General features: G+C 72.1%; 20 protein-coding genes. 10 read left to right on the top strand and 10 right to left on the bottom strand.

What is annotated here, in order from left to right; translation table 11 throughout:
* Positions 1–127 precede the first annotated feature (127 nt).
* Complete coding sequence (locus N4G70_RS18815) at positions 128–946, top strand: hypothetical protein (RefSeq protein WP_261713826.1); 819 nt, start codon at positions 128–130, stop codon at positions 944–946.
* Between the two features lie 59 nt (positions 947–1005).
* On the opposite strand, the gene N4G70_RS18810 is transcribed toward N4G70_RS18815, so the two are convergent.
* Positions 1006–1191 (bottom strand): DUF6104 family protein, encoded by a 186-nt coding sequence (locus N4G70_RS18810; protein ID WP_037674049.1) that lies wholly within the window; start codon positions 1189–1191, stop codon positions 1006–1008.
* A 290-nt stretch (positions 1192–1481) separates the two neighbouring features.
* Here N4G70_RS18810 and N4G70_RS18805 point away from each other — a divergent pair, with 290 nt between their 5' ends.
* Positions 1482–1733, top strand: a complete 252-nt coding sequence (locus tag N4G70_RS18805; RefSeq protein WP_261713825.1) for a DUF6191 domain-containing protein — start codon at positions 1482–1484, stop codon at positions 1731–1733.
* A 136-nt stretch (positions 1734–1869) separates the two neighbouring features.
* Here N4G70_RS18805 and N4G70_RS18800 read toward each other — a convergent pair whose 3' ends face one another.
* From N4G70_RS18800 to N4G70_RS18785, 4 genes are all read right to left on the bottom strand, one after another.
* Complete coding sequence (locus tag N4G70_RS18800) at positions 1870–5685, bottom strand: multifunctional oxoglutarate decarboxylase/oxoglutarate dehydrogenase thiamine pyrophosphate-binding subunit/dihydrolipoyllysine-residue succinyltransferase subunit (protein WP_261713824.1); 3816 nt, start codon at positions 5683–5685, stop codon at positions 1870–1872.
* A gap of 281 nt (positions 5686–5966) precedes the next feature.
* Entirely contained in the window at positions 5967–7157 is a 1191-nt protein-coding gene (locus N4G70_RS18795) for a HAMP domain-containing sensor histidine kinase (RefSeq protein WP_261713823.1), read from the bottom strand.
* Complete coding sequence (locus N4G70_RS18790; protein ID WP_120721417.1) at positions 7154–7891, bottom strand: response regulator transcription factor; 738 nt, start codon at positions 7889–7891, stop codon at positions 7154–7156. Before N4G70_RS18790 ends, N4G70_RS18795 begins: the two co-directional genes overlap by 4 nt.
* Before the next feature lie 91 nt (positions 7892–7982).
* Positions 7983–8651 (bottom strand): spermidine synthase, encoded by a 669-nt coding sequence (locus tag N4G70_RS18785; protein WP_261713822.1) that lies wholly within the window; start codon positions 8649–8651, stop codon positions 7983–7985.
* A gap of 256 nt (positions 8652–8907) precedes the next feature.
* Here N4G70_RS18785 and N4G70_RS18780 point away from each other — a divergent pair, with 256 nt between their 5' ends.
* On the top strand, positions 8908–9768 hold the full coding sequence (locus N4G70_RS18780; RefSeq protein WP_261713821.1) for a rhomboid-like protein: 861 nt from the start codon (positions 8908–8910) through the stop codon (positions 9766–9768).
* 21 nt (positions 9769–9789) lie between these two features.
* On the opposite strand, the gene N4G70_RS18775 is transcribed toward N4G70_RS18780, so the two are convergent.
* Positions 9790–10485, bottom strand: a complete 696-nt coding sequence (locus tag N4G70_RS18775) for a GNAT family N-acetyltransferase (protein ID WP_261713820.1) — start codon at positions 10483–10485, stop codon at positions 9790–9792.
* Between the two features lie 303 nt (positions 10486–10788).
* Here N4G70_RS18775 and lon point away from each other — a divergent pair, with 303 nt between their 5' ends.
* Positions 10789–13203, top strand: a complete 2415-nt coding sequence (gene lon / locus N4G70_RS18770) for an endopeptidase La (RefSeq protein ID WP_261713819.1) — start codon at positions 10789–10791, stop codon at positions 13201–13203.
* A 23-nt stretch (positions 13204–13226) separates the two neighbouring features.
* On the opposite strand, the gene N4G70_RS18765 is transcribed toward lon, so the two are convergent.
* Positions 13227–14027 (bottom strand): serine protease, encoded by an 801-nt coding sequence (locus tag N4G70_RS18765; protein WP_261713818.1) that lies wholly within the window; start codon positions 14025–14027, stop codon positions 13227–13229.
* Between the two features lie 125 nt (positions 14028–14152).
* Positions 14153–14977 (bottom strand): lysozyme, encoded by an 825-nt coding sequence (locus N4G70_RS18760; RefSeq protein ID WP_261713817.1) that lies wholly within the window; start codon positions 14975–14977, stop codon positions 14153–14155.
* A gap of 283 nt (positions 14978–15260) precedes the next feature.
* On the opposite strand from N4G70_RS18760, the gene N4G70_RS18755 reads away from it, so the two are divergent.
* On the top strand, positions 15261–15713 hold the full coding sequence (locus N4G70_RS18755; RefSeq protein ID WP_261714024.1) for a MarR family winged helix-turn-helix transcriptional regulator: 453 nt from the start codon (positions 15261–15263) through the stop codon (positions 15711–15713).
* A gap of 128 nt (positions 15714–15841) precedes the next feature.
* Here N4G70_RS18755 and N4G70_RS18750 read toward each other — a convergent pair whose 3' ends face one another.
* Entirely contained in the window at positions 15842–16627 is a 786-nt protein-coding gene (locus tag N4G70_RS18750; protein WP_261713816.1) for a hypothetical protein, read from the bottom strand.
* Between the two features lie 337 nt (positions 16628–16964).
* Here N4G70_RS18750 and N4G70_RS18745 point away from each other — a divergent pair, with 337 nt between their 5' ends.
* From N4G70_RS18745 to N4G70_RS18725, 5 genes are read left to right on the top strand one after another with little or no spacing between them, the layout of a single operon-like run.
* Positions 16965–19625, top strand: coding sequence for a nitrate- and nitrite sensing domain-containing protein (locus N4G70_RS18745; RefSeq protein WP_261713815.1), 2661 nt, complete (start codon positions 16965–16967; stop codon positions 19623–19625).
* A complete protein-coding gene (locus tag N4G70_RS18740; RefSeq protein WP_261713814.1) occupies positions 19622–20137 on the top strand; it encodes a roadblock/LC7 domain-containing protein in 516 nt (171 codons plus the stop codon). The genes N4G70_RS18745 and N4G70_RS18740 overlap by 4 nt, the downstream gene beginning before the upstream one ends.
* Positions 20134–20541 carry a DUF742 domain-containing protein gene (locus N4G70_RS18735; protein ID WP_261713813.1) on the top strand — a complete coding sequence of 136 codons (408 nt, stop codon included), beginning with the start codon at positions 20134–20136 and terminating at the stop codon, positions 20539–20541. The genes N4G70_RS18740 and N4G70_RS18735 overlap by 4 nt, the downstream gene beginning before the upstream one ends.
* Positions 20522–21139, top strand: coding sequence for an ATP/GTP-binding protein (locus N4G70_RS18730; RefSeq protein ID WP_261713812.1), 618 nt, complete (start codon positions 20522–20524; stop codon positions 21137–21139). Before N4G70_RS18735 ends, N4G70_RS18730 begins: the two co-directional genes overlap by 20 nt.
* Positions 21140–21186: 47 nt before the next feature.
* Positions 21187–22428 (top strand): styrene monooxygenase/indole monooxygenase family protein, encoded by a 1242-nt coding sequence (locus N4G70_RS18725; protein ID WP_261713811.1) that lies wholly within the window; start codon positions 21187–21189, stop codon positions 22426–22428.
* Here the strand turns inward: N4G70_RS18725 and N4G70_RS18720 are convergent.
* Positions 22425–23591 (bottom strand): C40 family peptidase, encoded by a 1167-nt coding sequence (locus N4G70_RS18720; protein WP_261713810.1) that lies wholly within the window; start codon positions 23589–23591, stop codon positions 22425–22427. The two genes, N4G70_RS18725 and N4G70_RS18720, sit on opposite strands and share 4 nt — an antisense overlap.
* Positions 23592–23638: the final 47 nt, after the last annotated feature.

The following is a 23638-nucleotide window of genomic DNA, read 5'->3' as shown; positions in this document are numbered from 1 at the left end:
GTCTCTGGCTAGACACGATATATCGCGCTCGCCGGAAGTCAAGACGGCGGCGATGCGATGCCCCACGAGTGTCGATTCGTGTACGAATAAGGGGAAATCGGGCCATACATGGCCTAGCGTATGGATCATGCCCGTCCCCGATGCCGCCGCCCCCGGCGCCCTGCTCCTCTGCCGCGCCGAACCCCCGATGGTCCGCCCGGTCGCCCATCTGCTGCGCGAGCGGATGCTGCTGGCGCCGGCCGGGACCGGCTGGAGCGTGATCGTTCCCGCGGACAAGCCCTGGCAGGCCGGTGCGGGCCCCGTCGAGGAGGTGCTCGCGGGCTGGGCGGGCGCGCTCACGATCGGGGTCGGCGCGCCCGCCATCGCCCTGTGGTGGGACGACTCCCAGGCCGGCTACACCCTGGCGTCGGGCTTTCGCCGTACGGTCGGCTACGTCTGGCTGGCGGACGGCACGCCGGTCGGTGAGGGGGAGGCCATGCGGACGTTCGCGGCCCGGCTCGGCCTGGATCCCGTACACGACAGGGAGGCACTGGACGCCCTGACCCTGCCCGACCCGGCCGCCGACGCCCGCGCCCGGCTGTTCGGCCTCATCGCGGTCCTGGCCCGCACGGGAGTGACTCTGCCCGCCGGACTCACTCCGGGCGAGCCCACCGACCGGCTGCGCTCGGTGGCCCAGGCTCTCGGTGCCGAGCCGATCGCATGGTCCGGCTGGCGCGATGCCGTACGCGCGGAGCTCGACGTGGTCGAGGACAGCCCGCTCGGCCCCTGGGTGCGCGGCCCCAAGGCCCGTCTGCTCGGCGCCGCCCAACTGGCCGCGGGCCTCCCGCTCACCGCCTGGGGCCTGTCCCGCCGCAGCGGCGGCTGGACCGCGGCGGGCGCGATCCTGGTCGCCCACGGCGCCCTCGGCCTCGTCTACGACCGGCTGCGGACCAGCACCACCGGCTGACGCGTATTACGCGTTCCCGCACCGGCCCCGCCATCCCGGCCCTGACGCCGGGGTCCGGCTCACTCCTCGTCGTCGTCCTCGTCGTCGAGCCGGGCCAGCCAGGTGGCGAGCCGCTCGACCGGGACCTCGAAATCGGGGTTGAGGTCGACGAAGGTGCGCAGCTGCTCGGCGAGCCACTCGAAGGTGACCTCCTCCTCGCCGCGCCGCTTCTCCAGCTCCTCGATGCCGCGGTCGGTGAAGTACACAACGTGCTCCTGTGAGGGCGTACCGGATGTTCGCCCTTCAGCGTATCCGGCGGCCGCCGCCGACGATGACCGCCCTTTGCGTCCCCTTGGGACTCGTCGTGCCGACCATGTGACCCGCCCCCAGCGGGCCCCCGCGCCGTGCTTCGCCGGACGGGTGCGGGGTACCGCGTACTCACCGTGCCCGAGCGGCCCGGCGGCGCCCACCGGACAAAGCCGATGGGCGTTACGGGATGCGCCGGGCGCCGTACGGCGTTGTGCGGATACGGGACGGTCGACGGAGGTGGTCACGGATGTTCGGTGGGCTCGACGAGTTCTTCGCGCCCGCGCGGCGGCACACGGAGGAGGAGCGCCGGCGCCAGGAGCTCACCCTCGACGAGGTGGGTGACTCCGACCCCGGGCGCGGCCCCATAGACCTGGCCGGCGGCAGCGTGGTCATACGCGTACCCCCGCCGGCCCATCGCGACGACGGCGACGCCGATCGCGACGACGGCGACGCCGATCGCGACGACGGCGACGCCCATCGCGACGACGACGAGAGCTGACACCCGCGCCGAAGGGCCCGGCATCCCCGTGAAACCGGGGGTGCCGGGCCCTTCGTGTGCGTACTGCGGGAGCCGGGCGAGCGGCTCGGGGAGGTCCGGGAGCGCGGCCGACCGGGCCCGCGCTCCCGCGGCGTGCTTACGCCTCGAAGACCTCGTTCACCAGCTGCTCCTGCTCCTGCTCGTGACGCTTCTTCGAGCCCACCGCCGGGGACGAGCCGTGCGGGCGCGAGATGCGGCGCAGGCGCTCGCCGTGCGGCACGTCCGCGCCGACGGCCAGGTCCAGGTGGTCGATCAGGTTGAGCGCGATGAACGGCCAGGCACCCTGGTTCGCCGGCTCCTCCTGGGCCCACAGGTACTTCTCGGCGTTCGGGAACTTGGCGATCTCCGCCTGGAGCTCGGCACCCGGTAGCGGGTACAGGCGCTCGATGCGGATGATGGCCGTGTCGTTCGCGCCCCGCTTGTCGCGCTCCGCGGCCAGGTCGTAGTAGACCTTGCCCGCGCAGAAGACGACCTTGCGGACCGCGTTCGCGTCCACGTGCTCGTCGCCGATCACCGGGCGGAAGCCGCCACTGGTGAACTCCTCGGCCTTCGACGCCGCCGCCTTCAGACGCAGCATCGACTTCGGGGTGAAGACGATGAGCGGCTTGTGGTGCGGGTTGTGGACCTGCCAGCGCAGCAGGTGGAAGTAGTTCGACGGCAGCGTCGGCATGGCGACCGTCATGTTGTTCTGCGCGCACATCTGGAGGAAGCGCTCCGGGCGGGCGGACGAGTGGTCCGGGCCCTGGCCCTCGTAGCCGTGCGGCAGGAGCAGGGTGACGCCGGAGGTCTGGCCCCACTTCTGCTCGGCCGAGGAGATGAACTCGTCCACGACCGTCTGGGCGCCGTTGACGAAGTCGCCGAACTGCGCCTCCCACATCACCAGGGACTCGGGACGGGCCAGCGAGTAGCCGTACTCGAAGCCCATCGCCGCGTACTCGGAGAGCAGCGAGTCATAGACGTTGTAGCGGGCCTGGTCCTCGGACAGGTACATCAGCGGGGTGTAGTCCTCGCCCGTCACCTGGTCGACCAGGACCGCGTGGCGCTGGCCGAAGGTGCCGCGGCGGGTGTCCTGGCCGGAGAGCCGGACCGGGACGCCCTCCATGAGCAGCGAGCCGATGGCCAGGGTCTCGCCCATGCCCCAGTCGATCGTGCCGTCGTCGACGGAGGAGGCGCGGCGCTGCATCTGCGGCATCAGACGCGGGTGGACGGTGATCCGCTCCGGGATGTTCACCTGCGACTCGGCGATGCGCTTGACGGCCTCCTGCGAGACCGCCGTGTTGACCGCGACCGGGAACTCCGCCTGGTGGTCGGACGAGTGGATCTCGCCCGGCGCCGAGGTGGCCTCGCGGACCTCCGCGAACACCTTCTCCAGCTGGCCCTGGAAGTCCTGGAGCGCCTGCTCGGCCTCTTCCAGGGTGATGTCGCCGCGACCGATGAGCGACTCGGTGTAGAGCTTGCGCACCGAGCGCTTCTTGTCGATCAGGTTGTACATCTGCGGGTTGGTGAACTGCGGGTTGTCGCCCTCGTTGTGACCGCGGCGGCGGTAGCAGATGAGGTCGATCACGACGTCCTTGTTGAACGTCTGGCGGAACTCGAAGGCGAGCCGCGCGACGCGGACCACGGCCTCCGGGTCGTCGCCGTTCACGTGGATGATCGGCGCCTCGATCATGCGGGCCACGTCGGTGGCGTACATGGAGGAGCGCGACGACTCCGGGGCGGCGGTGAAGCCGACCTGGTTGTTGATGACGATGTGCACCGTGCCACCGGTGCGGTAGCCGCGCAGCTGCGACATGTTCAGGGTCTCGGCGACGACACCCTGGCCGGCGAAGGCCGCGTCACCGTGCAGGGCGACCGGCAGGACGGTGAAGTCCGTGCCGCCCTTGTTGATGACGTCCTGCTTCGCGCGGGCGACACCCTCCAGGACCGGGTCGACCGCCTCCAGGTGCGAGGGGTTCGCGACGAGGGAGACCTTGATCTGCTCGCCGTCCAGGCCGGTGAAGGTGCCCGACGCGCCCAGGTGGTACTTCACGTCGCCGGAGCCGTGCATCGACTTCGGGTCGAGGTTGCCCTCGAACTCGCGGAAGATCTGCGCGTACGACTTGCCGACGATGTTGGCCAGCACGTTCAGGCGGCCGCGGTGGGCCATGCCGATGACGACCTCGTCAAGACGCGACTCGGCGGCGCTGTCGATGACCGCGTCGAGCAGCGGGATGACCGACTCGCCGCCTTCGAGCGAGAAGCGCTTCTGGCCGACGTACTTGGTCTGGAGGAACGTCTCGAACGCCTCGGCCGCGTTCAGGCGGCGCAGGATGCGCAGCTGCTCCTCGCGCTCCGGCTTGGAGTGCGAGCGCTCGACGCGGTCCTGGATCCACTTGCGCTGCTTGGGGTCCTGGATGTGCATGAACTCGATGCCGGTGGTGCGGCAGTACGAGTCGCGCAGCACGCCGAGGACGTCGCGCAGCTTCATCAGGGTCTTGCCGGCGAAACCGCCGACCGCGAACTCCCGCTCCAGGTCCCACAGGGTGAGGCCGTGCTCGGTGATGTCCAGGTCGGGGTGCTTGCGCTGGCGGTACTCCAGCGGGTCGGTGTCGGCCATGACGTGGCCGCGGACCCGGTAGGAGTGGATCAGCTCGAAGACGCGGGCGGCCTTGGTGACGTCGTCGTCGTGCGAGGCGTCGATGTCCTTGAGCCAGCGGACCGGCTCGTAGGGGATGCGCAGCGCCTCGAAGATGTCGTCGTAGAAGCCGTCGTCGCCGAGCAGCAGGTTGGCCACGATGCGCAGGAACTCGCCCGACGCGGCGCCCTGGATGACCCGGTGGTCGTACGTCGAGGTGAGGGTCATCACCTTCGAGATGCCCAGCTTGTTCAGGGTGTCCTGCGAGGTGCCCTGGAACTCGGCCGGGTAGTCCATCGAGCCGACGCCCATGATGACCGACTGACCGGGCATCAGACGCGGCACGGAGTGCACGGTGCCGAGGCCGCCGGGGTTGGTCAGCGAGACGGTGACGCCCGTGAAGTCGTCCATCGTCAGCTTGTTGTTGCGGGCCCGGCGGACGATGTCCTCGTACGCCTGCCAGAACTCGAAGAAGTTGAGCGTCTCGGCCTTCTTGATGCCCGCGACGACGAGCTGGCGGTCGCCGTTGGGCTTCACCAGGTCGATGGCGAGGCCGAAGTTCACGTGCTCCGGCTTGACCAGGGTCGGCTTGCCGTCCTTCTCGACGAACGCGTAGTTCATCGACGGCATGGCCTTGATCGCCTGCACCATCGCGTAGCCGATGAGGTGGGTGAAGGAGACCTTCCCGCCCCGGGCGCGCTTGAGGTGGTTGTTGATGACGATGCGGTTGTCGAACAGGAGCTTCACCGGGACGGCGCGCACGGACGTGGCCGTGGGCATCTCCAGCGAGGCGTTCATGTTCTTGGCGACCGCGGCGGCGGGGCCGCGCAGCGTCACGTACTCGGGGCCGGCCGGGGCCTCGGTCGCCGGGGCGGCCTTGGCGGCGGGCGCGGCGGCGGCCGCGGGCTTCGCCGGAGCCGGAGCCTTCGCCTGGGCGGCGGCCGGAGCCGGAGCCTTGGCCGCTGCCGGGGCTGCCGGGGCTGCCGGGGCGGCGGGGGCCGGAACGGCCTGGGCCGGGGCGGCGGGCGTGGCCGGAGTGGCGGCGGCAGGCGCAGCCCCCGCGGCTGCGGCTGCGGTGGGAGCACCCTGGACAGGGTTGTCCGCCGTGCCGGTGGCTCCCGGCTTGTAGTCGGCGAAGAAGTCCCACCAGGCACGGTCGACCGAATTGGGGTCCTGGAGGTACTGCTGATAGATCTCGTCGACGAGCCACTCATTGGCACCAAAGCCGGCCGCAGGGTTCTTGCCCTGCCCGTCTTGGTCGGTCGAGACGCTCGAATTACTGGGGGACTGAGACGACACGGCGGTAACCGCCCTCTTCCGCTTCACAAGGTGATGGACAGCGGAAATAAAGGCTACGCCTCCCTGGCCTGGACGTGCAGACCGGGCTTGCCACAGTCGCGTAAGTCACACCGGAACCCTGGTTTCAGGGCAGGAAATGGCGGGAAACAAGCGTGGTTCCGCTGCTGCGCGACCCGCTCCGGGTACGCGGCAGTGCGAGTACGGCCCATTGGCCCGTACCCCTGAACGACCGCTTCCACCGAAGACCACGCAGAACGGCCGCTTCCGGTTCGAACTTTACGTCAACTTTGCTGGCGGGGGATCCCCGGGAGGGTGACCTGGATCCGGCAGCCGCGGGCGGATTCGGCCACTCCGATCCGGCCACCGTGCAGATCCACCGCCCAGCGCGCGATGGCCAGGCCGAGCCCGGTGCCGCCGTCGCTGCCCGGGCCGTGCGGGGAGGGCGCGGTGCCGCGGTTGAACCGCTCGAACACCCGGTGCCACTCCGACTGCGGTATGCCCGGCCCCTCGTCCAGGACCTCCAGGTCCAGCGACTCGGGCTGCGGTCCCCGCCGGGCCCGAACGGTGACGCGGCCGTGCGGCGGGGAGTGCTTGACGGCGTTGTCGATGAGATTCGCCACGACCTGGTGCAGGCGCTCGGCGTCCGCGTGCGCGGTCAGCTCCGGCGGTGAGACGTCCAGGTGGAGGTGGACGTCGGTGCGCTGGTGGTTGCCCGAGCCGGAGGAAAGACCCCGCTGGGCGGCCGCCAGGTTGGCCTCCTTGAGGACGCCCGACAGATACGGCCACACCTCGAAGCGGTGGGCGCGCAGCGTCACCACGCCGTTGTCGAGGCGGGACAGGTCCAGGAGGGTCTCGACGAGGCGGCCCAGGCGCTCGGTCTGCTTGAGGGCGGTGCGCATCGTCTCCGGGTCGGCCGCCGAGACGCCGTCCACCACGTTCTCCAGGACCGCCCGCAGCGCCGCGATGGGCGTGCGCAACTCGTGCGAGACATTCGCCACGAGTTCCTTGCGGTGGCGGTCCACGGCCTCCAGGTCGTCGGCCATGCGGTTGATGGTGCCCGCCAGATCGCCCAGTTCGTCCCGGCGGTCGGCGCCGCGCACCCGGCGCGTGTAGTCCCCGTGCGAGATGGCGCGGGCCACGGTGTTCATCTCGTCCAGCGGGGCGGTGAGCCCGTGCGCGACGAACTGGGTGATCAGCAGGGTCGCTATCACCGAGAAGACGGTGATGAAGCGGAGCTCGGTGCGCGTTTGCAGGGCGACCATGAGCAGCCCTGTGGTGATGAACACGGAGACCACGACGAGCGTGCCCAGCTTGGTCTTGATCGATATCGAGACCGACCGCAGCCCGGCCGCTATCCGGCCGCGCAGCCCCCGGGTGGCCCGGGCCCAGCCGCCGCGTCGGCCCGGTTCGTCCCAGCCGGGCCGCTCACCGCTGCCGCGGAGCTGTCGGGCCCGGTCTCCGGCCCGGCTCATGGCGCCGGGGTCTCCAGCGCGTATCCCACGCCGTGGACGGTACGGATGCGCTCCGCGCCGATCTTGCGGCGCAGCGCCTTGATGTGGCTGTCCACGGTGCGGGTGCCGGACGCGTCGGCCCAGTCCCACACCTCCGCGAGCAGCTGCTCGCGGGAGAGCACGGCGCGCGGCGTGTTCGCCAGGCAGCTCAGCAGGTCGAACTCGGTCGGCGTCAGGTGGACGTCCTCGCCGCGCACCCGGACCCTGCGCTGTGCGTGGTCGATCTCCAGCTCGCCGAGGCGGAGTATGCCCGTGCGCGGCGTGGTGGCGGCCAGCGCGGCCCGCTCCACCCGGCGCAGCAGGACGTGCACGCGGGCCGCGAGCTCGCGCATCGAGAACGGCTTGGTCATGTAGTCGTCCGCGCCGACGCCGAGCCCGACCAGCATGTCGGTCTCGTCGTCGCGGGCCGTCAGCATGAGGACCGGCACGGGCCGGCGGGCCTGGACCCGGCGGCAGACCTCCAGGCCGTCGAAGCCCGGCAGCATGATGTCGAGGACCATCAGGTCCGGCTGCCAGGCCTCGGCCGTGTCGACGGCGGCGGGGCCGTCGAGGGCCGTCTGCACCTGGAAGCCCTCGGCCCGCAGGCGGGCCGCGATGGCATCGACGATCGTCGTGTCGTCCTCGACGACCAGCACCCTGCGCTGGGCGCCGGGGGTCGCCGCGACGCCGTTGTGGCCGGTGTGTGTCTGCTCCATCGGTTTGCCCCGCCCTGACTGTGCTCGCCCGGGGATCCGTGGGGTGATCCCCTGTGTCGCTCAGAGACTAGAGGCACTTTCCGTATCTCGGCTACGCAGGGCGAACGCCGAGATGGACCACGTCAGGGACGCCCCGGGCAACTCGGACCTCTTTGGTATGTACCCCAGTGAACCCGGCATTCCGCAGGGCCTGCTCGAAGGCGGGGGAGGGCTGGGCCGACCAGACGGCGAGCACCCCGCCGGGCCTCAACCGCCGTACGCAGTGGGCGAGTCCGGCCGGTGAGTACAGTCCGTCGTTGCCCTCGGTGACGGTCCAGTCGGGTCCGTTGTCGATGTCCAGGCAGAGCGCGTCGAAGGTGTCCTCGGCGGTACGTACGTAATCGACCAGATCGTCCTGGATGATCCGGGTGCGTGAATCGGACAGGGCCGGGCCCGAAATGGCGCCAAGTGGACCCGTGCGATGCCAGTCGATGATGGCCTGTTCCCTCTCCACCACGGCGATTTGGCCCCAGCGCGGGTCCTGCGCCGCGTGGACGAGGGAGAAGCCGACGCCCAGCCCGCCGATGAGCAGGGAGGGCCGGGTGGCGCCCGGCGAAAGTGTGGCGTACGCCGCATCGATGAGCAGGCGTTCCGAGCGGCCGTCCGAAGTGTCCATGAGGAAGCACCCGTTGGCGATGATCTCGAAGTGCGCGCCGCGCTGCCGCAGCACGACTTCCCCGTGCGGTCCCTGGCGCCGGTCGAGGGTGGCGATGTCGTTCATGACGGTGAGGATGCCGTGTCCGGGGGTGCCGCGCACGCGAGTTGAGGTGTCGGCGACGGGGGTGCGGGGTACGCCCCTGACGCTCGGGGCGGGTCAAAGGTTGTCTCATGTGGCGCACGTCATAGACGGGGCCGGAGTCGATCACGGAAGGTGGGCCGTTGTAGGGCACGTAAGCGAGAACGGAACACGGCCGAAGAACGCGGGCGTGGCTTGATTCGGGGAGCGCCCGCGCTGCCCGGGGAAGGGGCCTCTCCCGGTGCACCCGCTCGAAACCCACACGATCCCCGTCGCCGTCCCGCCGCTCGACGTGCTCCCGCCCCCGCGCCCGGAGCCGGCCCCGGCGAACGGCTCCGCCGCGCGGGCGGCCTCGCCCGGGCTCCCCGGAGCGATGGACACCCTCGGCCCTGCTCCGGCGGGCGGCCCGGATTCCGGCTCCGGCCCCACGGGCGCAGCGGCCTGCGTGCCGCTGAGCGCCCCCGCGGTGCGGGCCGCTCTGCTGAGCGCCGGACGGCTGCTGCCCTCCCCGCGCTCCACCCCGTTCGCCTTCGGCTACGTGGTGCTGCTGCTGGCCACTTCGCTCTTCAGCGAGTACGGCGATCCGGACACCGTGAGCGCCCTGCTGCGCGGGTCGAGCACCGATGTGGCCCACCTGTCGACGACGCCGGTCCTGACGATCTTCGCGAGCGCGCTGTGGATAGCCGGGGGGATGGCCTCCCCGTACGCGATGGTCTTCCTCTTCGTCCTGGCCGCCCTGGAGCGCCGTATCGGCGGCTGGCGCACGGCCGGGGTCTTCCTGCTCGGCCATGTGGTGGCGACCCTGGCGACCGAGGGCCCGGTCGCCCTGTCGGTCCTGGCCGGGCATCTGCCCGAGAGCTCCCTGCACCGCCTGGACTACGGCATCAGCTTCGGCCTGATGGCCACGGTCGGCGCGCTGACCGGACTCCTCGCACCGTTCTCGCGCTGGACGGCCCTGGCCGTGGTCGGCGTCCTGCTCGTCCAGGACCTCGTCGAGATGGTGGAACCCCTGGCGGCCTGGGGTCACCCCGTCGCCCTCCTGGTCGGCGTGGCCTGCTGGCCGGCGGTGCGGCGCGTACGCGTCCTGCCGTACCGGCCCTGATCCGCCCTCGGGCCCGCGCCCTCAGCCCTCGGACGGCTTGAAGTACAGGCTCGCCATGGGGGAGCGGGTCACCCAGCCCAGGGCGGAGTACAGGGCCTGTCCTTCGGGGGTGCCGACCAGGATGCCGGTGGTGGCGCCCGCCTCGTAGGCGGTGTTCTGGAGCGTGCGCATCACCAGGCTGCCCAGGCCCCGGCGCCGGTGGTCGGGGGAGGTCTCGATCTGGTCGGCGACGGCGTTCGGGCCGGTCGGGGCGATCTGGCCGCGGGCCGCGAAGTGGCCCTCGGTGGTGCGGACCAGGACCCGGGTGGTGCCGCCCCGAGTCCACGAGGTGAGGGTGTAGCCGGCGGGTACCTCGGGCCGCTCGGCGGTGAGCGGGGCCGTCATCAGGAAGCCGGGCAGGTCGAAGTGCCAGCCCGCACCGATCCAGGGCCGCACGGTGTCGTCGTCGGCGAACAGCTTCAGCCAGGTGCCGGGCGCGCTCGTGGCGGCCACGAGCGCGCGGACGTCGTTTTCGGCGGGCTCGGGAAGGACGTGGCGCGAGACGTGGTGGGCGGTGCCGGCGTCGATGGTCCAGCCCCAGGGCCGGTCCATCGGGTCGGAGGTTCCGCGCGACACGATCCAGCCGTCGATCCAGGCCCGCACCAGCGCGCGGGTCACGGCCCCGTCCGTCCGGTCCTGCGCGGCGGTGGTTGCCTCCGCCGTCGTCGTCGCTGTCATGACCGCCCCCGCTGGTAATGGATGAAATGGCAAAGAGAACCTTACAAGTTTCGGTTCGTCCTGTCTGCATCCCGGGGGTCGGTGATGCGCGGGACGGTGATGCGCGGTACGGCGTGGGCCCTCGCTCGTCGGCACCTTCGGTCCGGCGATGGGGGGCGTCGTCGTGTGCGTCCGAGTCCCGCCGCGTTCCTGGTCACGGGGGTGTGCCGGGTGATCGCTCAGAGCGAACAGCGCTCGGGGAACATTCCTCGACTCACATGCATTGAGTCGGCATAGCTCAACTTGACTGCCGAAGGGGAGATCATGGCTACCGAGTCCACGGCGAACACACCGACCGCCCTGCCCGTGCTGCCGCTCGACGACGAGGTCGTGCTGCCCGGCATGGTGGTTCCGCTGGACCTGTCCGATGCCGAGGTACGGGCCGCCGTCGAGGCCGCTCAGGCCGCCGCCGGGGCCGATGCCGGCAAGCCGCAGGTCCTGCTGGTGCCGCGGATCGACGGTACGTACGCCGGGACCGGCGTGCTCGGCACCGTCGAGCAGGTGGGACGGCTCTCCGACGGTGACCCGGGCGCCCTCATCCGCGGTCGGCACCGCGTACGCATCGGCGCCGGGACCACCGGACCCGGCGCCGCGCTGTGGGTCGAGGGGGCCCGCGTCGAGGAGGCGCTGCCCGAGCCGCTGCCGGGCCAGGTGACCGAACTGGTCAAGGAGTACAAGGCGCTCGCCACCAACTGGCTGAAGAAGCGCGGGGCCTGGCAGGTCGTCGACCGCGTCCAGCAGATCGAGGGCGTCTCCGCGCTCGCGGACAACGCGGGCTACTCGCCGTTCCTCACCACCGCCCAGAAGGTCGAGCTGCTGGAGGCCAACGACCCGGTGGCCCGCCTCAGGCTCGCCACCGAGCAGCTCCGCGAGCACCTCGCCGAGCAGGACGTCGCCGAGGCCATCGCCAAGGACGTACAGGAAGGCGTGGACAAGCAGCAGCGCGAGTTCCTGCTGCGCCGCCAGCTCGACGCCGTGCGCAAGGAGCTGCGCGAGCTCAACGGGGAAGGCGGCGACGAGGACGAGAGCGACGACTACCGCGCCCGCGTCGAGGCCGCCGACCTCCCCGAGAAGGTCCGCGAGGCCGCCCTCAAGGAGGTCGACAAGCTGGAGCGCGCCAGCGACCAGTCGCCCGAGGGCTCCTGGATCCGCACCTGGCTGGACACCGTCCTCGAACTCCCCTGGAACGAGACCACCGAGGACGTGTACGACATCCGGGGCGCGCGTGAGGTCCTGGACGCCGAACACGCGGGCCTCGCGGACGTGAAGGACCGGATCACCGAGTACCTCGCGGTGCGCAAGCGGCGCGCCGAGCGCGGGCTCGGGGTCGTGGGCGGCCGTCGGGGCGGCGCCGTGCTCGCGCTTGTGGGCCCGCCCGGAGTCGGCAAGACCTCGCTCGGCGAGTCCGTGGCGCACGCCATGGGCCGCAAGTTCGTGCGCGTCGCGCTCGGCGGCGTACGCGACGAGGCCGAGATCCGCGGACACCGGCGCACCTATGTCGGCGCCCTGCCCGGCCGGATCGTACGGGCCATCAAGGAGGCCGGGTCGATGAACCCGGTCGTGCTGCTCGACGAGATCGACAAGGTGGGCTCCGACTTCCGGGGCGACCCCGCCGCCGCCCTGCTCGAAGTCCTCGACCCCGCGCAGAACCACACCTTCCGCGACCACTACCTGGAGGTCGAGCTCGACCTCAGCGACGTGGTCTTCCTCGCCACCGCCAACGTCCTGGAAGCCATCCCCGAGGCACTGCTCGACCGCATGGAACTGGTCAGGCTGGACGGCTACACCGAGGACGAGAAGGTCGTCATCGCCCGCGACCACCTGCTGCCGCGCCAACTGGAGCGGGCCGGGCTCGAAACCGGTGAGGTCGTCCTGGAGGACGCCTCGCTGCGCAAGCTCGCGGGGGAGTACACCCGGGAGGCGGGCGTGCGGAACCTGGAGCGCTCCATCGCCCGGCTGCTGCGCAAGGTGGCCGCCGAGCACGAACTGGACCAGCGCGAGCTGCCGTTCACCATCGCCCCCGAGGACCTGCGGGCCCTGATCGGGCGCCCGCACCACGTGCCGGAGTCCGCCCAGGACCCGGCCGAGCGGCGCACCGCGGTGCCGGGTGTGGCCACCGGCCTCGCCGTCACCGGGGCGGGCGGCGACGTCCTGTTCGTCGAGGCCTCGCTCGCCGACCCGGAGACCGGCGCCGCGGGCCTGACCCTCACGGGCCAGCTCGGCGACGTGATGAAGGAGTCCGCGCAGATCGCGCTGAGCTTCCTGCGCTCGCACGGGGCCGAACTGGAGCTTCCCGTAGGGGACTTGAAGGACCGGGGGGTGCACGTCCACTTCCCGGCGGGCGCGGTCCCCAAGGACGGTCCGAGCGCCGGCATCACCCTGGTCACCGCGCTGTCCTCGCTCCTGTCGGGACGCCTGGTCCGCACCGACGTGGCGATGACCGGTGAGGTGTCGCTGACCGGGCGGGTGCTGCCGATCGGCGGCCTCAAGCAGAAGCTGCTCGCCGCGCACCGCGCCGGGATCACCACCGTCGTGATCCCCAAGCGCAACGAGGCGGACCTGGACGACGTCCCGGCGGAGGTCCTCAAGACGCTGGAGGTCCACCCCGTGACCGACGTCCGCCAGGTCCTGGAGATCGCGCTCGCCCCGGCGGAGGTCGCGGTGGCCGCGGCCGCCTGACCGGACCCGGCCGACCGGCCGCGCTAGGCCCGAGTGGCCCGCTCGTACACCGAGCGGGCCTTCGCGTCGAAGAGGGCGGCCGTCGACTCGACATCGGTGTCGCCGCCGCTCAGGACGCCGACGATCCGGCCGAGCCGGTCCGGCCCCCGGTAATCCACCAGCCAGGGGCTGCCGCTGGTGCCGACCCAGAAGCCGGCGCACTCCATCCGCAGCATCGCGGCCTCGTCGGGGTCGCGGTGGACGTCGGTGGTGCACATGACCGGACGGTTCTCGGGGTTGTGCTCCTCGTCGGGATAGCCGACGACGGTCACCCGCTGGTCGGGGCCCGCCCCCCAGTCGGGCGCCGAGGAGCCGACCACGCTCTGCACGCTGCGGCCCTGGGCGTCCGGCTCCACCGTGAGGAAGGCGTAGTCCGCCGCGTCCTCGTGGTCGGCGGTCCACCGCTCGTCGACCTGGACCGACCGCACCTTCCACTTCCCGTACGGGAACGTCCCCTTGCCCGCCCCGGAGAAGCCCGGCGCGAACTCCACCGAGTCCGGCGGAAGTCCGGTCGCGCAGTGCGCGGCGGTGGCGACGACGTTGCCGCGCGGGCTGTCCACGACGCTGGCCGTGCAGGTGTGGTCGTCGCCGTTGACCAGCACGCCGACCGACGCCACCTTCCCGGCCGGCACCGCGCTGCTGCGGGTCCCGGGGGGTGGCGCCGCCGCGTCGGGTGTCCCCTCGGCCTGCGGCGAGGACGCCGCGGACCAGCCGCAGCCCGCGCCGCAGGCCGTGACGACCATGATCAGGGCGACCGCCCGGCCCACTGCTCCCAACCTGCGCATGGCCCCATCCTTACGCATGCCGCGGACGGCAGGGGGTCAGGTGTGCGAGTGGTGTTCCGTACGGGGGACGCGGAAGGGCCCCCGGCCACGCGGCGCCGGGGGCCCCTCGGGACGACGGGAGGCAGTCAGCCGTTGGCGAGCGCCTGCAACCGGTCGTACGCCCCGTTGAAGCGGGAGTGGTCGCCGACCGTCGGGCCGGACGAGGTGTACTGCCACATCGTCTGGTAGTCCCAGCCGGCCGGAAGGGTGCCCGGGTCGGTGTTGTAGCGGGCGATCCACAGCGGGTTGGAGCCGCCGAACGCGGCCGAGTCGCCGGTGCACTGGGTCCACCAGCTGGTCGCGGTGTAGATCACCGCGTCGCGGCCGGTGCGGGCCCGGTACTGGTTGAGGAAGTCGTGGATCCAGGCGACCATCCCGGCCGCCGACTTGCCGTAGCAGGCCGCGCCGTACGGGTTCCACTCGATGTCCAGCGCGCCCGGCAGGGTCCGCCCGTCGCGCGACCAGCCGCCGCCGTGGTCCACGAAGTAGTTGGCCTGGGAGGCGCCGCTCGCGGTGTCCGGGGTGGCGAAGTGGTAGGCGCCCCGGATCATGCCGACGTTGTACGAGCCGTTGTACTGCTGGGCGAAGTACGGGTTGGTGTAGTACGTGCCCTCGGTGGCCTTGACATAGGCCCACTTCACGCCGCTGTTCCACAGCGTGGCCCAGGCGACGTTGCCGTTGTGGCTGCTGGTGTCGACGCCCTCCGTCTGCACGGTGCGGGTGTCACGGGGCAGCGGGCCCACCCCGTCGTGCCGCGCGACGCCCATACCCAGGCTCGCGGAGCCGCGCTCCGGGGTGTCGGCGGCCCCCGAAGTGCCGGTGAAACCGAGGACGAGGGCGAGGGAGGAGAGGAGGATCCCGGCCGCGGCGATGGGGCCGCGGCGGGCCGTTCCGGATCTGTGCACGGGCATTGCGTGCCTCCGAAAGGCTCGGTGGAGCTTGAGACGTGACGGCCTGGGTCGACATGACGACGTATCGCTGTGGACATGTCAGAGACGACGCTACGCACGTAGACCCGTGGCGCGAAAGAGCCTTCAGGTTATGCCGATGGTTCAGACCTGTGGTGGGGGCGACACGCTGCGGGAACGGCGTGGCCCGACGGAAACTTTCAGCCGTGGCCGGTCCCGGCGCCATCCGGGATGCCGGTGGCGGGGCCCGCTGGGAAATACTGTGCCGTCACGACACACCTACGGCATGGGAGCCGATGTGCACGGTCCGGACCAGGAGTTCCTCGCGCTCGAACGCGAGCTGGCCGTCTTTCTGCGGCGGGCCAGGGCCTCGTCCGGCGAGATGGCTCGCGAGGTCCATCCCGATCTCGAACCGGCGGCGTACGGACTGCTGGTACGCCTCGACGAGGTCGGGCCGCAGCGGGCGACCGAACTCGCCGGGTACTTCGGCGTGGGCAAGGCGACGATGAGCCGTCAACTGCACGCCCTGGAGGACCTGGGCCTGGTGGCCCGCGAGCCCGACCCGGCGGACGGCCGTGCCTTCCTGGTGCGCATCACCGAGGAGGGCACGGCGAGGTTCGGCCGGGTCCGCGACGCCCGCCGCGAACGCTATGTGCGCAAACTGGCCAACTGGGACCGCCGGGAGATCTCCGAACTGGCCCGCCTGCTGCACCAGCTCAACGTGGCGGCGGAGAGTTAGAGCCGCCGTTCCGGGCCGGGCGGGGGGTCACACCTCCGGGAGCCGCACCTCCGGGGCCACGCCTCCGGGAGTCGCACCTTCCGGGCCACGCCTCCGGGAGCTACACCTCCCGAGCCGCACCTCCGGAGTCACACCTCCACCCACACCGCCGTCGCGTCGTCGTGCCGCTTGCTCCTCCCGAGGAACACCCGCTCGCCGTCGGCCGCCTCCAACTCCCGCACCCGCTCGACCAACCCGTCCACCCCCGCCTTGCGCACCAGCGCCAGGCAGTCCTGCCACGAGCCCTCGCGGAACTTCTCGACCCAGCGCGTCGCCCCGTCCGTCAGGGCGAGCACCGAACGCACCCGCGCGAGGGGCTCGCGGCCGGTCACGGCGAGGGCGGCGACCGCCGGGTCCGCCGCCGCGGTGAAGAAGCCGCCCTCCTTGTTGCGGGCGAGGGAGTCGGCCACGGCGTCGCTGACCAGACAGGCGCGCGGCACCCGGTCGAGCCGGTCGTCCAGGACGGCCCGGACCGTGCCGTCGGCCGCCTCCAGGAGCAGAGCCGAGTCCGACAGGACGAGATACTCCAGCTCCGCCGTGTCCCACCGCGCGAGCACCACCGTTGCCTGAGGCGTACGGGGGTGAGAAAGGTCACAGGTGTCCCGATGGGCGTCGGCGGTGCGCCGGATGGCTTCGGCGAGGACCTCGGTCAGCGTCATGTCCCGCCGCGAAGCCGACAGTTCGGTCAGCGCGCCGCCGAGCCGCGCCGTGAACCAGGGCACGTCGTGCACACAGTCCCCGTTGCCGGGCAGGGGCGTCACCCCGTCGAGGACGACGAGCAGTCCGCCCAGGCCCGAGGCGGGCAGCGCGGTGGCCGCCCAGTCCTCATTGGGGCGGGCGGGGTCTCCGGGCGCGGTGGTCGACTGGATGCGCATGTCCGCCAGTCTGCACGAGGCCTCCACGACACCTTCATGGCGGCGGCGGGCGCGGCGGACGCCCCGTCAAGGGGGGTGCCGGGGCGCCCCGACCGTGTGGTCCCGGGGGGAATGAGCCACTCCGCCGAGCTGTGGGCGGGCATCCTGCCAAAGCCCGCGCGGAAGTTCCAGCCGACCCTCCACCGGAGCGGGGCCGGGCATTCCGGGGGAGTTGATGGTCAACTCCGAAGTGATGTTCACTCGTTCAGGTGGCCGAGCAGTGACTACTCGTCATGACCAGTCGTCACCTTGGCTTCCTTGGTGGACTGGCAAACACGAGTGAAGATTGAGAGCACCGGTGCAGAACAAGCGGCCTCGGGGCAACGACGGCACACGCGCACAGCGCACCGTACGGGTGCGGAGCCGCCTGGTCGTCTCCGTCGCCGTTGTCTCCCTCATCGTGCTCGGAGCCGGTGCGCCCACCCTGTTCGCGGCCTCCGCGGACCTCACGGACTCCCAGCACCTGGTCACCCTCGCCCAGCTCGACCAGCAGGCGCTCGGCCTCGCCCACGCGCTGGGTGACGAGCGGGACGGTGTGACGCGCTACGTCGCGGCGGGCCGGCCCGCCGGCAAGGACGCGGCCCTCAAGGAGCCCGCCGCCCGGGTCGACCGCAAGATCGACGAGCTGCGCGCCACCGCCCCCGCCGGACTCGCGCGCGACCTCGCCACTGTGCCGGCCCTGCGCCGCACCGCGCTCACCGGCAAGGGCACGGCCCTGGAGGCGCAGAAGGCGTACTCCGACGTGATCGCCACGCTGCTCGCCGTCGCCGACGAGCTCGCCGACCGCACGCCTCCGCACGCCGCCGAGGCGGTCCGGGCGCCGGGTGCGCTGGGCCGGGCCGTCGAGCAGGCCTCGGCCACCCGGGGGCTGCTGCTCGGCGCGCTCTCGGTGCCGCCGGGCCAGGCCTCCCGGGTGTTCGACCCGATCACCGGCAAGTACGTGCAGAAGGAGAAGGACGACGGCGACGCGGCCCGTGCGCGGGACGCGCTGAGTACCGCCGCCCAGCAGGCGCACGTCCGCGAACAGGCCGCGCTCGCCGACTTCGACCAGGCCGCCGGGGCCGACGCCCGCGACAAGGTGGCCACCACCGTCACCGGGCCCGAGGTCGAGGCCGCCGACGGCTTCCTCACCCGCCTCACCGACCAGCCCCAACTCAGCGCCGCCGACCGCAAGTCCGACCCGGACGTGGTGGACGCCGCGCTCTCCGCCCGGATCGACCGCATGCGGGGCGCCGAGGCCGCCCTCGCCACGGCACAGGTCAAGCGGTTCGAGCAGCTGCGCGACGACGACGTGAACGCCCTGGAGATCCGGGTCGGCCTCATCGGCGCGCTGCTGCTGCTCGCCATCGGCGTCAGCGCCGCCACCGCCCGCAGCCTGACCCGGCCGCTCGCCGTGCTGCGGCGCGGCTCGGCCCGGCTCGCGGAGGCGCCCGAGAGCGAGGAGTCGGTGCGCTTCACGGGCCGCAACGACGAGTTCGCCCAGGTCGTCCGGTCCCTCAACGAGCTGCACGAGAAGTTCGGCGAGCGCCACGCGCGGGCCGCCGAGCTCGACGAGGACCTCGTCAAGCAGCGGGGCCGGCTCGCCCGGCTGGCCGCCGAGAAGGAGGAACTCCGCTCGCAGGTGCGCGAGTTGAGCGCCGAGCTGGAGCGCGCGCACGGCACCGTCAAGCACGCCTTCGTCAATCTGGGGCTGCGCAGTCTCGGCCTGATCGAGCGTCAGCTCTCCGTGATCGAGGGTCTGGAGGAGCGCGAACAGGACCCGGACCAGCTCGGCGTGCTCTTCAAGCTCGACCACCTGGCCACCGTGATCCGGCGCCACGGCGAGAACCTCCTGGTCCTGGCCGGCACCGAGCACCACCACAACCACCCCGGCCCGGTCCCGCTCGTCGATGTCATGCGGGCCGCGGTCAGCGAGATCGAGCGGTACGAGCGCGTCGTCATCCAGGCTTTGCCGCCCCACGCCCAGGTGGCCGGATTCGCCGCCGACGACCTGAGCCACCTCGTCGCCGAGCTCCTGGAGAACGCCACCTCCTTCTCGCCTCCGGACTCCCAAGTGCAGCTCTCTGGCTGGCAGTTGGAGGGCGGCGACATCATGCTCTCGGTCCAGGACGAGGGCATCGGCGTACCCCCCGAGCGGCGGGCCGAGCTGAACCGGCGCCTCGCCGACCCCTCGTCGTACGAGCCGGGCGAGCCCGGCACCGAATCCGGCGGGCTCGGGCTGCACGTCTCGGCGCTGCTCGCGCACCGGCACGGGGTGCGGATCGAGCTGCGCGAGCAGAAGCAGGGCGGTGTCGCGGCGGTCGTGGTGCTGCCCGGGGCGATCCTGCCCGCCGCCCCGCCGGCGTCCGCGCCGCACCTGATGACGGCGCCGGACGACGCCCCGCGCTTCACGCTGCCGGGCGCGCTCGCCGAGGCCAACTCCAATGTGCTGCCGGAGCGTACGGAGCGCTCGGGCGAGATGGCCAGGCCCGCCCCGCCCGAGCCGGCCGCTCCGTCCGAGCCGGCCGCTCCGTCCGAGGCCGAGCCGGTTCGGGCCGCCACCCCGGCCGGATCCGCCGAGCCCGCCGAGCCGACCCCGTCCGCCGGGGCGCGCCTCGACGAGCCGACCTTCGAGATGCGGCTCCCCGGCCCCCGGACCCCGGCCCCCGACCACGACGCGGCACCGGAACCCGCGCCCGCACCCGAGCCGGAACCCGCGCCCGAGCCCGCCCCGGAACCCGCACCGCGGCTGACGGACAAGGGGCTTCCCAAGCGCACCCCCAAGGTCGTCCAGGCGGGCTCCGCCGCGGCGCGGGAGCGCAAGGGCGGCACCGACGCCGCCGAGGCCCTGCGCCGCAGGCTCGGCGGTTTCCAGCAGGGCGCGATCGAGGGCCGCCGCGATGTGGCGGCGGAACTGGAAGACACCCAACAGCAGGCAGACACGGACACGGGGGAGACAGTCGAGGAGGTACGCAGATGAGTGCGACCGGCACCGGTATCGGCAGGCCCGGCAGCACGACGTCCGGCACCGGCACGATCGGAGTGAGCACCGAGGCCCGCAATCTGCGGTGGCTGCTCGGGAACCTGGTCGAGGAGGTACCGGGGATCCACTCCGTCGCCGTCGTCTCCTCGGACGGACTGCTGCTGCTCTCGTCCGACCCGGAGCAGCGCCAGGCCCCCGTCGCCCAGCAGGGCCCGCGCGGTTCCAGCGCCGACCTCGCCACCATCGTCTCCGGCATCGGCAGCCTCACGGTCGGGGCGGCCCGGCTCATGGACGGCGGTGGCGTCAAGCAGACGATGGTCGCGATGGAGGAGGGCAGCGTCTTCGTCATGTCCATCAGCGACGGCTCGCTGCTGGGCGTGCACGCCACCCCGGACTGCGACATGAGCGTGGTGGCGTACCACATGGCGCTCTTCGTGGGCCGCGCCGGACACGTCCTGACCCCCGAAGTCCGCAGTGAGCTGCGCCAGTCGATGGAGGCCGCCCAGTGACCCCGCCCGCCGAGAAGTCCGCGCGGCTCCCGATACGCGGAGCGGACCGGAAGCCCGCCCGCGTCCGTCCGTACTCGCTGACCGGCGGCCGTACCCGGTTCGGCCATGTGCTGCTCGTCGAGACGTTCGTCGCGGCCATCGAGGCCCCGCCGGAGCGCAAGGAGCTCGGCGGCCGCACCCACCGGGTCATGCCGGAGATGCTGGCCATCGTGGAGATCTGCCGCGCGATGCGTACGGTCGCCGAGATATCGGCGCTGCTCAAGATGCCGCTCGGCGTGGTGCGCGTACTGCTCAGCGACCTCGCCGACCAGGGAAGGATCCGTGTGCACGGGACCGGGCGCAGCCCGGGTCAGCCGAACCGCGCACTGCTCGAAAGGGTGCTCAGTGGACTCCGCCGCCTCTGAACTTCTCGTCCCCGACGAGGAGTTGCTCCCCTGGCAGCAGGATCGCAGCAAGGCCCCCATCGCGACGAAGGTCGTGGTCGCGGGCGGCTTCGGCGTGGGCAAGACCACGTTCGTGTCGGCGGTCTCCGAGATCACCCCGCTCCAGACCGAGGCGGTGATGACCCAGGCCAGCGAGGCCACCGACGACCTGTCGGCGACCCCGGACAAGGTGACCACCACCGTCGCCATGGACTTCGGCCGCATCACCCTCGACGACGACCTCGTCCTGTACGTGTTCGGCACGCCCGGACAGCAGCGGTTCTGGTTCATGTGGGACGACATCGTGCGCGGCGCGATCGGGGCGATCGTGCTCGCCGACACCCGGCGCCTGTCGGACTGCTTCCCCGCGCTCGACTACTTCGAGAGCTGCGGGCTGCCGTACATCGTGGCCGTCAACCACTTCGAGGGCACCGAGTCCTTCGAGCCCGAGGACGTGCGCGAGGCGCTCACCGTGTCGCCGCACATCCCGGTGGTGATCATGGACGCGCGCGACCGGTCCTCGGTGATCGAGTCCCTGCTCGGCCTGGTGGCCCACGCGCTGGAAGCCTGCCCCGAATAGACCCCGCCCCCCACGGCTCGCTACGCACTCAACGGAGAACGTCCCGCATGCGGAGAATACTCATCGTCGGAGCCGGCCAGTCCGGTCTCCAGCTCGCCCTCGGACTTCAGGCGCAGGGGTACGAGGTCACCCTGATGTCGAACCGCACCGCGGACGAGATCCGGTCCGGCCGGGTCATGTCCACGCAGTGCATGTTCCACACCGCGCTCCAGCACGAGCGCGACCTCGGGCTGAACTTCTGGGAGTCCCAGGCCCCGCGCATCGAGGGCGTCGGTGTCTCGGTCGCCGCGCCCGACGCCACCCGCGCCATCGACTGGGTGGGCAGGCTCAAGGGGTACGCGCAGTCCGTGGACCAGCGGGTCAAGATGGCCGGCTGGATGGAGACCTTCGCCGAGCGCGGGGGCCAGCTCGTCATCCACGGCGCGGCCGTCTCCGACCTCGACTTCTTCGCCCGCACCTACGACCTGGTCCTGGTCTCCGCGGGCAAGGGCGAGCTCGTCTCGATGTTCGGCCGGGACGCCTCGCGCTCCCCGTACACCGAGCCGCAGCGCGCGCTCGCGGTGTCGTACGTGCACGGGCTCGGCCCGCGTCCCGAGCACCCCGAGTTCGACGCGGTGCGCTGCAACCTGGTGCCCGGCGTGGGCGAGCTGTTCGTGATGCCGACCCTGACCACCTCGGGCCGCGCGGACATCCTGTTCTGGGAGGGCGTGCCCGGGGGCCCGCTGGACGTGTTCAACGGCGTGACGGACCCCGCCGAGCACCTCTCGCTCACCCTGGAGCTCATGGAGAGGTTCCTGCCCTGGGAGTACGCCCGGGCCACCAAGGTCGAACTGACCGACGCGGGCGCCACCCTGGCCGGCCGCTACGCGCCCACCGTCCGCAACCCGGTCGGCCGGCTGCCCGGCGGTGGCCTGGTCCTCGGCGTCGCCGACGTCGTCGTGGCGAACGACCCGATCACCGGCCAGGGCTCCAACTCGGCGTCCAAGTGCGCCGCTTCGTACCTCTCCTCGATCGTCGAGCACGGCGAGAAGGAGTTCGACGAGGCGTGGATGCGGTCGGCCTTCGACCGGTACTGGGACACCGCCCAGCACGTCACGAAGTGGACCAACGCCATGCTCGGGGCGCCTCCGGAGCATGTCCTGAACCTGATCGGCGCGGCCGGGCAGCTCCAGCCGGCCGCGGACCGCTTCGCCAACGGCTTCGACGACCCGGCCGACTTCGAGAACTTCTTCTACGAGCCCGAGAAGACGGCCGCCTACCTCGCCGAGGTCGCCGGCGGCCGGGCCTAGGCCGGCCCGGACTCGGCCGAGTACCCCGTGTCCACCCCCTGCGCCGCTCCCTCGGGGAGCCTCGGGGGGTGGTACGAGGACAGCGGGTCCGCCGCCGGGTCCGGACGGACCGCGCCGAGCAGCGGGTTGGCGGCGATGGGGGAGACCTTGACGCGGCTGCCGGGGCGCGGTGCCTGCACGACCAGGCCGTCGCCCAGGTACATCGCCACATGGGTGGCCGTCGGGAAGTAGATCACCAGGTCGCCGGGGCGCAGCGAGGTCAGCGGGACGCGGGGCAGTTCGGCCCACTGCTCCTGGCTGGTGCGCGGGATCGCGCGGCCCGCGTGCGCCCACGCCTGCGAGGTGAGACCCGAGCAGTCGTAGGACTCCGGCCCCTCCGCGCCCCACACATACGGCTTGCCGATCTGCTCGACGGCGTAGGTCAGCGCCCGGTCCCCCTCCGCCGAGGGGGCCCGTGTCCCGCTCAGCGCCCCCGAGGCGAGCAGGGACTGCTGGGCCTTCTCGGTGCCCTGCGCTTCGAGCCGGGTGAGCTCGGCGAGCTGCTCGGGCGAGAGGTCGGCCAGCAGCTTCTCGACCTCCTTGAGCCGGAGTTCGACGTCGTCCTTGGCCCGGCGCTGCCGTTGCGCGAGCGCCTGCTGCTCGTCGAGGGCCTGGCGCGCGGCGCGGGCGAGGTCGGCGGCGCGCTGCTCGCCGCGGGCCAGCCGGTCCACCGCGGCCTGCCGTTCACCGGCCGCGCGGTCCAGGACATGGCGCTGGTCGAGCGCGCTCTGCGGGTCCCGGGCCAGCAACAGGCGCAGATACGTGGAGAGTTCGCTGCGCCCCTGGTACTGCTCGCGGGCCAGTCGGCCGGCCTCGCCGCGGCTGCGCGCGAGCGCGGCACGGGCGGTGGTCAGCGAGGCGGCGAGCTTCTTGTCCTCGTCCTCGCGGCGCTTCAGCTCGACATCGGTGGCGTTGTAGGCCTCCGTCGCCTCCTCCGTCTGCCGGAACAGCGTCTGGAGCCGGCTCAGCAGGGCCGAGGCCGAGGTCTCGGGAGGCCCCGCGGGCAGCACGGTGGAGGACTCGCCGGGCGGCTGGGGCGCCGCCACCGCGAGCGGGCCCACCGCGGCCGTCGCCAGGGCCGCCGCGACGGCCATCGCGCACACCGAGCGCACGCGAGCTGACATGTGCTCACCTCCGGTCCGGAGCCGGTCCCTCCGGCCCCCACCGGATC

The sequence above is a fragment of the Streptomyces sp. ASQP_92 genome, assembly GCF_025399895.1.
Lineage (GTDB): Bacteria > Actinomycetota > Actinomycetes > Streptomycetales > Streptomycetaceae > Streptomyces.
Note: the sequence above shows the minus strand (reverse complement) of the source record. Positions and strands in the feature narration are given on the sequence as shown.